Origin of the sequence: Aeoliella fuhlenseeensis (genome assembly GCF_052161615.1) — a bacterium.
Lineage (GTDB): Bacteria > Planctomycetota > Planctomycetia > Pirellulales > Lacipirellulaceae > Aeoliella.
The window spans coordinates 1,932,653-1,947,057 of the sequence record NZ_CP197417.1; the positions used below are offsets into that span (position 1 = coordinate 1,932,653).

Here is a 14,405-nt window from a genome sequence, read left to right on the forward strand (position 1 = left end):
GATTAGTACTCCTCGCCACTGATGGGATTGCCATCGTTGCGTACCGAAAGGTTCGCGAGCGTGATCTGATTGATGTCTTCGAGGAGGAAGGTCGCGGACCCATCGCACATGGCAAACCCGCTTACCCCCGGATGTCCGCTACCCCAGGCATTGAATCTCCGATCCTGGGCTTGGATGTTGTCGCGAGAGGCGGTAAAGTCGCGTGTGGATTGATTGATCCCCGTGCGCGACGAGCAGAAGAGATGTGCCGCGCCTTTCATTCCTCCCGCCCAGGCCCATGCCGACACCTGATGCATCTTCATGCCGCTGTTCGCGGCGGTCCATGTGTCGAAGAACTCGTCTTCGTGAAACTTCTCTCCGATCATCAGCGTATTGCTGGAGCCGTCAGTGATCATTCGCATTTTTATGGGCGAAAGGTCGTGGTGGCTGACAGCGAGAGAATGCAATCCTGTCTTCAGCGTGGTATCGGTGCCAGTAATGAAGAAGATACCGTTGGGCTTGATCGCGAACTGGGAGTACTGAGTGTAGTAGGAACCTTCGCCGTAATTGCCGGCATAGCTGGTACCCGAGTAGTACCCTGAGGCGGCTCCAGAGGCGGTTGTCCCGGGGAACGCTTGGGGCGAACCCGAAAGCAGATAGGGATTGGATGCAAATCGGTCCGACGGGCAGACGAACCCTGGGATGAGCGTTGCGGCCCGGGAGGTTGCTACGTTGTTGGTTGCGTTCGTCGCTGGACTCGTAAAGCTCCACTGGGAATGAAGGGCATCTTGCTCGACGTAAGGTAACAGCTCGATGAGGAAGGTGGACTCTGTAAGACTGAGCCCCTGCTTCATCTTCATGCCAATGGGAAAGCTTTTTCTCGTGTCATGGTGATTAAGCGCAGCAAGGCTAAGCTGCTTGATGTTATTGAGGCATTGTGTGCGACGAGCCGCTTCGCGAGCCGCTTGTACCGCGGGTAGCAGGAGCGCCACCAGGATGCCAATGATGGCAATCACGACGAGCAGTTCCACTAAGGTGAAACCCGCGAGCACGTCAACTCTCCGTTGATCGCGATTCCAATTTCGCATTAACTTGTCTCTTTTCTCTATCCTGCAGAATGGTAGTTGTTCGAACGGCCACGAAGTTAGACCTGCAGCGCGTACCCAACTCCGCGCACGGTCTTGACGAAGCGACCCGCGCCGCCAAGTCGCTTCCGAAGATTGGACATATGCGACTTGATGGTCTGGTCGGTGGGATCGCCTCCTGCGAAGTCACTGATGATGCGGCGAAGCTCGTCGTGCAGAAACACCCGCCCCGGGCGCCTGGCAAGTCGACAAAGGATGTGGAATTGAAGCTTGGTCAACTTCACTTCCCCTTGCTCGGCCACCGTCACACGAAAGGTCAGCGTATTGATCGTTAGAGGCCCCACTAGAACGGGAGCGCTTAGGTCAGCCTGCCGATCATCGCTGCTCAGGTGGTAGCCTCGAACAGCAACGTGCAGCCGTGCGAGCAGTACGCGTTCGTCCGAGTAATGGGGGCCGGATATGTAGTCACTCGCCCCGCTCATCAAGCATTCCACCACGTGGTCTGCTTTAAATCGATCTTGAAGCACGATAATCGACGCGGAGGACGAGAGCGTCTCCCACTCTTTGATCTGGCGGCACATGCTCACGATGTCGAGGTCGTGAACCTCGCACAGCATGACAATACGATAGTCATTGGCAAGGCGTAGGAGCCGCAAGGCCTCGCGTCCTGATGGTGCTAATTCCACCTCGTAGCCAGCTTGTGTCACAATCCGTTGCAGTTGTTCCCGCCGCTTGCTGCTGCCGGCTACCAACAGCACCAGGGGACCAAACTCTTTGTGCGAGTTCATTCCTTCCGCGCTGTTGCGGATCCGATCCGAGGGACCGTCTTGATGCGACTGTCCGTTCCTTGCTACTTCTGTGACGGGCTCCCTGCGTGGTCTCCGCTTCGCGAGATAGGCAACGCCAGCGGGACCTTTGCTGTCGTCAGCGCGAAAGCTGTCTGTTCGAAGGTTGAACCTACGCGGGTAGCCGGAAATGCTACTGATGTCATGCAGTTCCATGGCTAGATTTGCTTGCTGGGAAAGATTGTCGCTCGTGGTGTGAGCAACAAGCCGAGGTGGGAGGTTGCCGCCTTCATCTGCGAAGCGGGGAGAAGTACCGTCCGGGCCACATGTAGCCACATCGGTAGATTCTGCCCCCTGCCGCACGACCGCAATTGTCTACTCGAATGATGGAGCGATGGTGCATGTGGCGCAAAGACGGTGTGAAGTTTTCATGCACGAGCGTGGAGGATGGGCAGAAACAGATGGGGTTCGCCGCACAGAGGGGGTTGCGCGAATGACGAACTGATGTTGCCCACTCCTCTGTTGCCATCCAAGCAGCGACTGGGCAGTTGACCGTGTTTGAGAGAACGCGATTCGAAATGATGACTGAATCGTGTTACAGAGTTATCTCTACGGCGGTGGAGGTATACTCGGTCGGCACAGGTGCGCACACGGACTGCATCCCTTGATTTCAACTTTTAGGTGTCTACCATGGTTCGCGAACAGACTTCCGTATTACGTCGCCCGAACGCCAGCTATCTAGTTGGTGTCTATTCGCTAACGACACTTCACCTGTGCAGGTACGCATGATCTCGTCCACTCAGCTTGTCCGCTCTTTTGATTCTTCTGAACCCGCTTACTACCGCGCGTTCCAGCTGTTTCTCAAACATACCGATCAAAAAGTGAAGGCGCGACAATGGCTCGAACAAACTGTCGAGAAGTTGCCCAACCGAATCACCCTCATTGACGCCGGAGCCGGCAACGGAGCGCTATTGCGGTGGTTGTCTACTCACTTTGAGACGTCGATTGGAGTAGAGCCCAACCCTTCGCTATATCAAGAACTGGCACCACATTGCACTCACTCGCAGCAGGCGGCGATCTTGGAATCAGAACTCGAAGCGATGGGAGATCTCGTTGTCTGTTCGCACGTGTTCTACTACATTCCGAAAAACGAGTGGGCGGACAACCTGCAGCGGCTTCTGAGCTGGGTTGCTGATAACGGTCAGTTGGTTATTGCTCTACAAAATCCTCGCACCGATTGCATGGAGATGGTGCGACACTTCACGGGGCAGTCGTTTGATCTGTCGGAACTAGTCCCATTGCTCAACGACTTGGAGGGGGGGCCTTACAATGCAGAGTTGGAGCGCGTACAAGCCATAATCAGGGCCGAAGATTTACAAACCGCGTGTCAGATTGCCGAGTTCGTGCTAAACGTGCTACCAATCCCTGACGGTCTGACCTGGTTTGAATTGGAGCAGTACGTCGAAGATCGCTTCGCGGACTTGGACGGCGGATACTCTTTCTCCTGCCATCAAGACTTCTTGAAAGTAAGTCGACTTTCCAATTGACTAAAACATACGTGGAAGAACGCGAGTAACTGCGATGCAAGCACGGTCCGCGCCTGGCGGTCTCACCCGTGTCTCACTACGTTCTGGGAATAGAGGTGTGAGATAGCCCCTCACGACGTGAGATGATCTTTCGGAGGGCCTGGAATGGGAATAATCGATGGTCGCCGAGCGACCAAGCTGGCTCATCGGCAATCACCTGGGGGCGTTTTACCCGCGTTTGTTACCAGCCGGTGGCTGCTTATACTGGGGGTTTATCCCTCTCGTAGCCTAAGCCCCGGTCGCCGGGGACCTGCCGTTCCGAAAACTCATGCCAAATTCGAAACAAACGCCCACTTCCCTCGCCGACGCAGCAGGCGCTCTCCGCGGTGGAAATGGGTTGGGTAGCGGGCAGTTTCGCAATCCACTTTATTTCTTCATTGTGCTTTCGATCGCGGCCGTGATGGTGGCCGACCTCTACACGCAACTTGGCGTCGCGGTGTGGATATTTTATCTGGTGCCCATCACGCTAACGCTGGTGCTTTGGAATCCCTTGGCGCCGATTTACGTGGCGGTTGCTGCAACGGCGCTGATGATTTACTCGTTTGCAACCGATTCCTCTGGCATCGATCGCGAGATCGCCCAGCTCAATCGCGGGTTCGGAATCTTCACGATCTGGACCATGGCGGTTGTTGGATTTCTGTTCATTCGCAACCGCATCGCCGTCCAGCGTCAGCAGTGGCTGCAATCGGTGCGGGCCGGGCTGAGCACGGTGGTAAGCGGCGAGCAATCGCCGCAGCAGTTTGCCTCCAATGTACTCACTTACCTTTGTAGGCTAATGGACGCGAAGGCAGCCGCGTTTTACGTCGGCAACGACGCGGCCTTCGAACGCACGGCAACGCAGGGTGTGCCGGAAAGTTCCGCGGTGCCCGAGGCCTTCGCCGTTGGCGAAGGATTGATGGGGCAGGCCGCCAAAGAGGGACGCATTGTCTGTTTGGAGGATGTTCCGGATGGCTACTTACGGATTGGCTCGACCCTTGGGCATTCGCGGCCGCGTCATTTGGTGATCGCGCCGATGGTTGTCGAAGGACACACCAATGCCGTGCTGGAGTTTGGATTCCTTCAGCCGATCGAAGAGCGAGTGTTCGAACTGCTTCAGTACATTTCCGAGCCGTTGGGCGTTGCTGTCCGATCCGCCAAGTACCGGGCGCACCTTCAAAACTTGCTCGAAGAAACCCAGCGGCAGGCCGAAGAGCTACAGGTGCAGGGCGAAGAGCTTCGCGTCGCCAACGAAGAAATGGAGGAGCAGAGTCGGGCGCTCCAAGTGTCTCAAGCACAACTAGAGCAGCAGCAACTTGAGTTGGAAGAATCGAACTCGCAGCTCGAGGAGCAAACGCAGATTCTTGAGGCGCAGCGGGACGATCTGGCCCGATCTCGACTGGACACCGAAGCGAAGGCTCGCGAAGTGGAGCGGGCCAGCCAGTACAAGTCGGACTTTCTGGCAAACATGTCGCACGAATTGCGGACACCGCTCAATTCGTCGCTGATCCTCGCGCAACTCCTGGCGGATAATCCGCAGGGGAATTTGACGGACGATCAAGTAACTTCTGCGAAGACGATTCACGCCGCCGGGAACGACCTGTTGAATTTGATCAACGACATCCTCGACTTGTCGAAGATCGAAGCCGGACGGATGGATATTCGGCCGGAAACCGTGTGGCTTGCTCAATTGGTGAAGGATTTGAGCAACACGATGCAGCCGTTGGCGGAGCAAAAAGGTCTCGAATATAAAACGGTCATTGCTGCCAATTGTCCCGATTCGATCGACACGGATCGGCAGCGGCTGGAGCAGGTGCTTAAGAACCTCCTTTCGAACGCGATAAAGTTCACCGATCGCGGCAGCGTCACCTTGTCGATTGGGGTGAACGCGCACGGCCGAATTACGTTCGAAGTTCGCGACACGGGCATTGGCATCAGTCAGGAGCAACAAGAGTTGATCTGGCAGGCGTTTCGTCAAATCGATAGCGCCGCCAACCGCAAATACAGCGGCACCGGTTTGGGACTGTCGATCTCTCGCGAGCTCACTCGCTTGCTCGGTGGTAGCATTGGGGTCGAGAGCAAAGCAGGGCAGGGGAGCGCGTTTACCGTAACCTTGCCGCGGAGTCTGGATGTGGTCGTTGCACCGATAGCTTTTCCCGAAAGCATCCCCTCCATGCCCATGGAAGTAGCGACTGAAGCACCGACCACGCTTTCGCTTATCCCGCGGCGATTCAAGGACGACCGCGAAGTGTTATCGGGCGACAGTCGCATCATTCTGCTGGTAGAGGATGACGAGCCTTTCGCAAAGATCCTGTTCGATCTGGCGCATGAGCTAGATTTCAAGTGCTTGGTAGCGCCGACTGCCCAGGAGGCACTAGCCCTAACGAGGCAGTACTTGCCGAGCGCCGTGGTGCTGGACGTTGGCTTGCCCGATCATTCGGGACTCATGGTCCTTGATCGGCTGAAGAACGATTCGCGCACCCGGCACATACCCGTGCATGTTATTTCAGCGAACGACCACGCGGAGTCGGCCCTCGCGCTGGGCGCGGTGGGCTACATGCTTAAGCCGGTCACCCGCGAGAAGCTCGTCGACACGCTCAAGGGACTCGAAACGCGATTAATCCAGCGGATGCGGCGCGTCTTGGTGGTCGAAGACGATGCGGTTCAGCTCGACAGCATGCAAAAACTACTGGGCTCGCACGATGTTCAAACGGTGGGTGTTGGCACCGCGGCGGATTGTTTGGAACGCCTAAGGAACGAGACGTTCGACTGCATGGTGCTCGACCTCTCGCTGCCCGACGCCTCCGGCTATTCGTTGCTGGAGACATTGAGCCGCGAAGACGCCTATTCATTCCCCCCGGTGATTGTTTACACGGGGCGGGATCTCTCCGCCGACGAAGAACACCGGCTGCGGCGTTACTCGAAGTCGATCATTATTAAGGGTGCTAAGTCGCCGGAGCGGCTGCTGGATGAAGTGACGTTATTCTTACATCAAGTGGTGTCGGATCTTCCGCCCGAGCAGCAAAAGATGATCGAGAAGGCCCGCAGTCGCGAAGCGGCCCTCGAAGGACGGCGGATTCTGGTGGTTGAAGACGACGTTCGGAATGTGTTCGCGTTGACGAGCATCTTGGAGCAACGCGGATCGATTATCGAGATTGCTCGTAATGGTCGAGAGGGCATCGAGCGATTGGAACAGGCAACCCCTGAATCGCCTATTGATCTCGTGCTAATGGACGTGATGATGCCCGAGATGGACGGCATCACCGCGACACGCGAAATTCGCAAGCGAGCGGAATGGCAGAAACTCCCGATCATCATGCTCACTGCAAAGGCGATGAAAGACGATCAAGAAAACTGCCTGGCCGCCGGAGCCAATGACTACATGGCAAAGCCTCTGGAGATCGACAAGTTGTTGTCCCTGGTCCGCGTGTGGATTCGCAGGTAAGGAAACCGCACATGGAAAGCCCGCTAGAAGACATCGAGCTCGCGCTCCTGCTCGAAGCGATCTACCGCCACTATCACTACGACTTTCGTGGCTATTCGACGGCTTCGCTTAAACGCCGATTGCACCAAGCGCAGGATCGCTTCGGATGCGAGAGTCTTTCACAATTGCAAGATAAGGTCTTGCACGATCCGGCGGTCCTTCCGGGGCTACTGTCGTACCTCACCGTCCAGGTGAGCGAGATGTTTCGTGACCCCAGCTATTTCTTGGCGCTCCGCGAGCAGGTGATTCCTCATCTTCGGACGTATCCGTCGCTGAAGGTTTGGGTCGCGGGATGCAGCGCAGGGGAAGAAATTTACTCTTTAGCGATACTGTTTCGCGAGGAAGGTCTCGAGGATCGCACGCTATTCTACGGCACGGACATTAATCCCGAGGCCTTGAACCGGGCCGAAGCGGGAACCTACAGCCTGGATCGCATCCCGACGTTTACCGAGAATCACCGCCGCGCTGGTGGTAAGTCGTCCCTATCCGACTACTACACGGCCGCCTACGGCGCCGCGGTGTTTGATAAGACGTTGCGGAAGCGAATCGTCTTCTCGGACCATAGTCTTGTCTCGGACGAAGTATTCGCCGAGGTGCAACTAGTCTCGTGCAGGAACGTGCTGATCTATTTTCGCGAGGAGTTACAGAATCGCGCAATTGGCCAGTTCAGTCAGTCGCTGTCACGACGAGGTTTTCTTGGATTGGGATCGAAGGAGAGCCTGCGGTTTTCACGGCACGCCCAAGAGTTTGTTGAGTTTGTACCCGGCGAACGCATCTACCAGAAGCTAGGGTGAAACATGGTCGGTGCGAGCTTCGAAGCAATAGTGATTGGCGCCTCGGCAGGAGCGATCGATGCGCTCGCCGCGATCCTCCCCGAGTTGCCCCGAGACTTTCCTGTGCCGATCATGGTGGTCGTCCATTTGCCGGTCGACAAGAAGAGCCTGATCGTGCAAATATTCCAGCAGAAGTGCCAGATCAGCGTCGTGGAAGCCGAAGACAAAGTGCCGCTCGAACCTGGGACGGTGTACTTCGCTCCGGCGGATTACCACTTGCTAGTAGAACCCGAAAGAGTACTATCGCTCTCAGTAGAAGAGCAAGTGAACTACTCGCGGCCTTCGATTGATGTGTTATTTGAGACCGCGGCACTCGCTTTCGGGCATGGACTGTTGGGCATTGTTCTTACTGGAGCTAACAATGACGGTGCGGCTGGTTTAAGATGCATACTGGACGCGGGCGGGACGGCGATCGTCCAGCAGCCCGACTCCGCGTACGCCTCGGCGATGCCGATGTCCGCGATTGACCGTTGTCCCGAGGCGCGAGTGATGAACTTGGTGGATATAGCGAAATACTTACAGGGAATCAAAGGTCCTTGATCAACGGCGAATCCAAACTGAACGTGCATTGCCTGCTGGTGGACGATCAAGAACCGAACTTGATCGCCCTTGAGTCGCTGCTGCGCGGCGAAGGCGTAACCTTGCTCAAGGCGCGGTCGGGCACTGAAGCGCTTGAGCTTCTACTTCAGCACGATGTGGCACTCGCGCTCGTCGACGTGCAGATGCCAGGCATGGATGGATTCGAACTTGCCGAGTTGATGCGAGGTACCGAGCGAACGCATAGCGTACCGATCATCTTTCTTACGGCCGGTAGCACCGATCAGCAGCGACGCTTTCGAGGCTACGGTGCTGGAGCAGTCGACTTTCTACAAAAACCGATTGAAACCGAGGTACTGAAGAGCAAGGCAGAGGTGTTCTTCGACCTGTACCGTCAACGGCAAGTGGTCGCAATGCAGCGAGATAAGCTCGCGGCGATGATCGCCGAGAACTCGCGCCTGCTCGACGAAAGCCGAACGTACGCTACCGCTCTTCAGGAAGCCGATCGACGGAAGGATGAGTTCCTCGCCACCTTGGCACACGAGTTGCGCAATCCTCTCGCGACCATTCTCAATGCCGTACAGTTGATTCGATCGACCGATTGTTCCGCAGAGGACATGGCCGAGATTCATGAAATCGTCGACCGTCAGGCAACGCACATGGTCCGCCTTGTCGACGACCTGCTCGAAGTCAGCCGGATCACCAACGGCAAGATTCAGTTGCAATGTGCAGAGGTTAGCCTCGCCGATATAGTTCGCAACGCCGTGGAAACTAGTCGGCCCCTAATCGAGGCGGGGGGGCTCGAACTGAGTGTACGTCTACCCGCAGAGCGTCTGGTAGTAGACGGCGACGTGGTGCGGCTCACTCAGGTGCTCGCGAATCTGCTGAACAATGCCGCGAAATACACTTCCGAAGGAGGACAAGTCTTCCTTACGGTCGATCGCATTGACAACGACGCTGCCATTCGAGTCCGAGATACCGGCCTTGGTATTCCACAGGCCATGCTCGGCGAAGTGTTTCAGATGTTTACCCAGATCAACCGGCACCTGAAGAGGGCGCAGGGTGGACTCGGTATCGGACTGACACTCGTGAAGCGACTCGTGGAGCTTCACGGCGGGTCGGTTGAGGTTGCCAGCGAGGGAGAGAATCGTGGGGCAGAGTTCACCGTCCGTTTGCCACTGAGTCAGGAGAGCGCGAAACACGCCATTGCTTCATCGAGCAACCAGATCAGCGTGACACCCGGTCAGCGCGTGGTGGTTATCGATGACAACGCGGATGCGATTCGCGTGCTAACCCTGCTCATTAAAGCTCAAGGACACCAAGTGGCCTCGGCCCAAAATGGACTGGAGGGATTGGAGCTAGTCGCCGAGTTCCAGCCTTCGTTCGTATTCCTCGATCTCGGCATGCCCGAGATGGATGGTTTCGAGACGGCCCGTCGCATTCGCGAACTGTCTGTCGGAAAGGACCTCAAGCTCGTAGCTCTCACGGGTTGGGGACAAGAAGAGCAGCGGTCCCGAACGCGCGACGCGGGCTTCGATCAGCATCTGGTAAAACCGGTCGATTCGGACGTGCTTAAGAACATGTTGAAGGCCGATTGAGCTTATTACCTTTGTGCCAGATGCGGCGATACGAGCCATGTTGGCTCGCGACAAGGAGCACCGTTGCGACAGCGAGCAGCAAGGTCGACGGTTCCGGCACCGTCTGCGACGCAAGCGAGCTAGATGGCATCGAAAGACCGAAGTTCGACCTCCAGGTGTTGTACTGAGCGGCACCAATGACGGTGGTATGGGGGTCGTTCTCCAAACTGCCGGCGGGCGATCCGAGACGATCTCGCCACACGGTGTAGTCGGCCAGGTTGACGGTACCATCGTTGTTGTAGTCGCCGTCAACACCTTGGGGGGTGATGTCAATCACCGCTAGGGAGACCGCGTCCCAGGGAAAGGCCCCGCCGTACTGGGACGGAGCGGTGCGATTGAGAAAGTTGCCGTCGGACGTGTAGCCAAAGTCGTCGTTTCCAAAGCTAGGTGGAATAGTGGGGTTCAGAAAACTTCCCGACGCAATTAGCCGCCGGCTGCCTACTCCCACTCCTTCGACCACGGTGACTGGCGCCGCGAGATTCTGCAGGTAGATGATGTCGATCGTGCCGCCTTGCGTTGCGATGGCAGCGGGTCGTTGATTCGGGCCGCCCTGGTTGATTGGATTGATGGCGCCAATTCCACTGGCGAGCGTTACGGTGCTCACCGGCACGTTGTCAATCAGCGCGCGAACTGCCGCGAGGCCGTACTCGCCGTTGCTTCCGTTTCCCGAAAAAACGACTTCCGCATAGAGCTTCCACTCTAGCGAGGAAGAATTGTACTCGAGGTCCAGATCAACGCTATCGCCGCGCGAATCCCGGGTGCTGAACGCCAAGAGGGCGATCGCTAGTAAGCGTAGGGTCGAAAATCTTAAGCAAGAAATCATGGTTGTCGTATTGATCGTCGCGAGTAGTCGGAGGCGGAGCGTTGCTGCAAGCTCAAAGAATCCACGACGACGATCGGATCGCAAAGTAACGGAGTTGAAAACGGGACAGCTTCGACCAATCCTCGAACGCTTTCTCGGCTGCATCGTCTCCGCGCACGCCGTCGGCTGAACGAGCCGCATCGCGATCGGAGGAACGTCGCAATGACTGCGAAGCATCTTGCCGGCGGGGGGAGGTGTCGAGCTCGGCGTCTTGGGCTACTGTGGATGTCGCGCCCGCGGTGCGGGCGGCCGACAGCATTGTGCTCCGCACACTACTCGGTACCATCTCAGGACTGGTGGGAGACACCGACGCCGCTAGCAACGGGCTTGCCAGTACGGGCTCCTGCTCTTGTTCCGGCTCGCTTGCAGGCGAGGTGATCGCGGCCACCACCGGCTCTGGCGCTCCGATGCCGAATTGCAGCTCGACCGCCGCCAGATCGTCGCCGTCGACATCCCCATCGAGATCCGCATCGCCTTCGGCTGGAGTGGCGTCGGTGGTGCCGAAGCCTCGCTGCCACAGTAGGAAGTCGAACCCGTTAACCACATTGTTCGCGTCGAAGTCCGCGTTGGGTACCACGAAGGTGGCCTCGGTGAGCGCGCTCCACTGACCACTGCGAAGAATCCGAGCTTTCACGGTAACGGTCTCGTCGAACGACAAAGCACCGGTCGCTGTGAAGGCGCTGGCTGTGTTCACGGCTCCGCCGACTAGGCGAGGATCACTTCCATCGGTCGTGTAATAGATGACACCCGGGGTGCCTGTATTGGTGTTCGCGAACGTCAGCAGATCGTCTTCGTCGATCGAACCCCCGTGCTTCCGAGCGCCGTTGACGACAAACTCGGGGGCGTCCGTCGTGGGGTACAGGCCGGCCGAACGCCAATGATTGAGCACGATGCCGTGACGCTGCTCGAAATAGGTATTGAGCAGGTAGTCGACCGACGGCTGCCAGTCGTCGTCCTTCGTCCGCGGCAAACTGACGTGCTGGTCACCCCAACGCGCCGACTCGGCCACGATGGCCTCCGCAACCTGATCGGCGATTCCTGCAAACCTCGCCGCCGGAACGTTATTCTCCGGATGCGCCGGATCGTAGCCAGGACTGTCGGCGTTGACGTACAACGCCCCCCCGTTAAACAGGTGGTGGTGAATGCGGTCGGCGAACTGCAGGCGGAACTCTTCGTAGTTCCGCAGTGTGTTGTACGCTTGCGCAGCACCAGTGCTGACGCCTGTGTAGTTTTCAGTAAGGCTCGTGCGATCGCTAAGGTCCAGCGAGATCTCGTTATCCCAAGCGTAGAACTGAAAGCCGAGACTTTCCTCGCCCTGACGGCGCGCGGCGTACCAATTGCGATCGGGCCAGTCGTCATTGCCGCCGTACTGATTGAGCAGCATGTAGTCGATGTAGTTCACTACATCGAGGTAAGCTTCGGCGGCCGGGTCGTTGATGCCGTTGGGTAGATTTCCTTGCAGCAGTTGGTAGGCCGCGTTCTTCGCGGCGGTGCCTGAGGCGGAGATCACACTCTGAGCCATCGCGAGCATGGTGTTGTAGGCTGTCGCGGTGCCATCCTGCACCCCGTCGGCTACCATCACGTCGTATTCTTCCTTTTCCCCACCGAGATGTTCGGCGTTAAAGGAATCGTCGGGCCGTTCGCTGGGATTGTAGAGCCCCCAGTAAAGGCCGTTGATGTAGAGGTGGGCCAGGTTGCCGCGCGCCGCGTTGTGCCCCATCGCGAGCTGCGTGTTGCGGAACCACTGATCGCGGGAGAAAGTGGGGTCCCCGAGAGCGCCGTCCCAGCCCCAGCCATCGTTGAAGTGCGGCCGTAGAACAACCGTGTCGAACTCCTCGACACCCTCGCCGAACAGCGGAAATTCCAACTTGCCTGCTCCGTACTCGCTCTTGAACAGGAGCCGCAGTCCGTTCTTCTTCGACAACGTGCGCGAGGCTGCGCCGGCGACGCGGAGGCCGGCGTCAATCTGAAAACCTTCCGTCCCGTCAGGATAAATGAGCTCGGCCGAGGCGGGGCGTTCCCACAGGATGCCCTCACCCGTTGGATTCGAGTAGATGCCACTCGGTCCGAACATGTCGTCGACGTCTACGACAATCGAGATCGTCGGAACGGCCAATAGGCTGTCAACGATCTGCGAAGCATACACGCCGCCAAATAGATCGTTGGGGCCGATAACATCGGGGTCCATTCCATAGTCGGCAGATCGCCCACCCCACGAGCTGGGATAACCTGCCGCAATCGTGGAGGCGGCTGTCTGCTGAATCACATCGGCGACGAAGATGTATGTCTGTGTGTCGACGTTCGTGGGGACAAAGCCTTGCTTGAACGCTTTCGCCCGAAGCGTGGTGGTTGCCGCTACATTGATCGGCGTTACGTATACCACGCCATTAGTGACAGCCATGTTGGCATCGACGGTTGGTTCGCTGCCATCGATCGTGTAGACAATCGTCGCACCGGGCGTCGCCGTCGTCACTTCCACCTGAAACGGGCTGGTGTAGAATCCGCGATCGACAGAGAAGCTCGTATCGCCGACGACCCCTTGGAACACCGCCCCGTTAATGGCGTTCGGTGTGGGGGTCGCGAAGCTGCCGTACTGCAGGGGCTCCGTGAGCGCAGGCGCCGATGCCACCAGTCGGGGAATCATCAGCATGTCGGAACTGCTGGGGAGATTCAATGCATGAATCGCGAGGACATTGGTGCCATTCACCAGCTTGTTGAGGTGGCTGGTGATGTCGAAGGGTACGTACGCCGAGATGATCTCTTCATCGGAGCGCAGAATTGGACCAGAAGTTGAGTTCCAACTCGGATTCGCGGGGGCGTTGTCCGAGGTAATGAGCTGGCCATTCAGGTACGCGACGAATCCATCGTCGTAGATCATGTCGAGGCGCAGTGCCGAGAACGCCGAAACGTTCGCCACATTAAACTCAAACCGCGCGTACGCCGAAGTGGTGCCGTGTGCGATCTCGGCATCTAAAAGAGCGGAGAAGTTGCTCGCACTGCCAGGGCTAGCCTCGTACCCAAGTCCCGCCGTCCCAGCGGTCCAAGTCGTCGCGTTGAACCCGGGATTCATCCACGTGGCGTCACTGGCACTGCTAGTCGGCACGCGGTAGCGCATGAACGTGGCTTCATCCACCAGCGTGGTGCTGGGCGAGCTCATCGATACCCCGTAGGAGATGTTCGTCTCCTGGGGTGGGAACTCTGGCGAAAACGCATCGACGATCGTCACACCATTCGGAGCAACCAGCCCCAAGAACTCGCCGTCAGCCCCAATTTTGAAGTTGGTGTGCAGTTCGCCCGCTGGTGGATTGCTCGCCTTGTCCGAAGCGAAGACAAGAATCGTCGAGTTCGCACCAATCACCGTGCCCGACGGGAACTGCCACTGGTCGAGGTCGTTGGCTTTGTCGGTGAGGAAGTATCCACCAAGGTCGATAGGCGACGCGGTGGTGTTGTAAAGTTCGATCCAGTCGGACGAGTCGCCATCGCCATCTCGCAACCCACCGCTGTTCGAGGCGAGAAATTCCGAGATGATCACGTCGGCCGCCATGACCGAACGAACTTCCAACTGCTCCAGGCGAAGCACACGCCGGTGCAGCCGATGTATTCGAGTTTTGCCTGCCATGCCTGCTCTCTGTTCGCGCGTT

General features: G+C 57.6%; 9 protein-coding genes. 5 read left to right on the plus strand and 4 right to left on the minus strand.

Features of this window, described 5'->3' with window-relative positions:
* Window positions 1–2 precede the first annotated feature (2 nt).
* Both SH292x_RS07495 and SH292x_RS07500 read right to left on the minus strand, forming a co-directional pair.
* Window positions 3–1,067, minus strand: a complete 1,065-nt coding sequence (locus SH292x_RS07495; protein ID WP_442484974.1) for a DUF1559 family PulG-like putative transporter — start codon at window positions 1,065–1,067, stop codon at window positions 3–5.
* Window positions 1,068–1,123: 56 nt separating this feature from the next.
* The gene (locus tag SH292x_RS07500; protein WP_442484975.1) at window positions 1,124–1,852 is read right to left on the minus strand and encodes a response regulator transcription factor; all 729 of its coding nucleotides are present in this window, start codon (window positions 1,850–1,852) and stop codon (window positions 1,124–1,126) included.
* A gap of 782 nt (window positions 1,853–2,634) precedes the next feature.
* Between SH292x_RS07500 and SH292x_RS07505 the strand changes: the two genes are divergently transcribed.
* The 5 genes from SH292x_RS07505 (at window position 2,635) to SH292x_RS07525 (ending at window position 9,863) form a co-directional block, all read left to right on the plus strand.
* Complete coding sequence (locus SH292x_RS07505; RefSeq protein ID WP_442484976.1) at window positions 2,635–3,396, plus strand: class I SAM-dependent methyltransferase; 762 nt, start codon at window positions 2,635–2,637, stop codon at window positions 3,394–3,396.
* Window positions 3,397–3,703: 307 nt separating this feature from the next.
* Window positions 3,704–6,856: a response regulator gene (locus SH292x_RS07510; protein WP_442484977.1), complete on the plus strand. Its 3,153-nt coding sequence runs from the start codon at window positions 3,704–3,706 to the stop codon at window positions 6,854–6,856.
* An 11-nt stretch (window positions 6,857–6,867) separates the two neighbouring features.
* Window positions 6,868–7,689 (plus strand): CheR family methyltransferase, encoded by an 822-nt coding sequence (locus SH292x_RS07515; RefSeq protein ID WP_442484978.1) that lies wholly within the window; start codon window positions 6,868–6,870, stop codon window positions 7,687–7,689.
* Window positions 7,690–7,692: 3 nt separating this feature from the next.
* Entirely contained in the window at window positions 7,693–8,268 is a 576-nt protein-coding gene (locus tag SH292x_RS07520; protein ID WP_442484979.1) for a chemotaxis protein CheB, read from the plus strand.
* Window positions 8,265–9,863 carry a response regulator gene (locus SH292x_RS07525; RefSeq protein ID WP_442484980.1) on the plus strand — a complete coding sequence of 533 codons (1,599 nt, stop codon included), beginning with the start codon at window positions 8,265–8,267 and terminating at the stop codon, window positions 9,861–9,863. The genes SH292x_RS07520 and SH292x_RS07525 overlap by 4 nt, the downstream gene beginning before the upstream one ends.
* Here the strand turns inward: SH292x_RS07525 and SH292x_RS07530 are convergent.
* Window positions 9,838–10,674 carry a hypothetical protein gene (locus tag SH292x_RS07530; protein WP_442484981.1) on the minus strand — a complete coding sequence of 279 codons (837 nt, stop codon included), beginning with the start codon at window positions 10,672–10,674 and terminating at the stop codon, window positions 9,838–9,840. The two genes, SH292x_RS07525 and SH292x_RS07530, sit on opposite strands and share 26 nt — an antisense overlap.
* 103 nt (window positions 10,675–10,777) lie before the next feature.
* Window positions 10,778–14,383: a chitobiase/beta-hexosaminidase C-terminal domain-containing protein gene (locus tag SH292x_RS07535; RefSeq protein WP_442484982.1), complete on the minus strand. Its 3,606-nt coding sequence runs from the start codon at window positions 14,381–14,383 to the stop codon at window positions 10,778–10,780.
* Window positions 14,384–14,405 lie beyond the last annotated feature (22 nt).

Bases quoted from the DNA above. Each gene is read 5' to 3' on its own strand.
- SH292x_RS07495 (WP_442484974.1), bottom strand. From the start codon at position 1,067: ATGCGAAATTGGAATCGCGATCAACGGAGAGTTGACGTGCTCGCGGGT.
- SH292x_RS07500 (WP_442484975.1), bottom strand. From the start codon at position 1,852: ATGAACTCGCACAAAGAGTTTGGTCCCCTGGTGCTGTTGGTAGCCGGC.
- SH292x_RS07505 (WP_442484976.1), top strand. From the start codon at position 2,635: ATGATCTCGTCCACTCAGCTTGTCCGCTCTTTTGATTCTTCTGAACCC.
- SH292x_RS07510 (WP_442484977.1), top strand. From the start codon at position 3,704: ATGCCAAATTCGAAACAAACGCCCACTTCCCTCGCCGACGCAGCAGGC.
- SH292x_RS07515 (WP_442484978.1), top strand. From the start codon at position 6,868: ATGGAAAGCCCGCTAGAAGACATCGAGCTCGCGCTCCTGCTCGAAGCG.
- SH292x_RS07520 (WP_442484979.1), top strand. From the start codon at position 7,693: ATGGTCGGTGCGAGCTTCGAAGCAATAGTGATTGGCGCCTCGGCAGGA.
- SH292x_RS07535 (WP_442484982.1), bottom strand. From the start codon at position 14,383: ATGGCAGGCAAAACTCGAATACATCGGCTGCACCGGCGTGTGCTTCGC.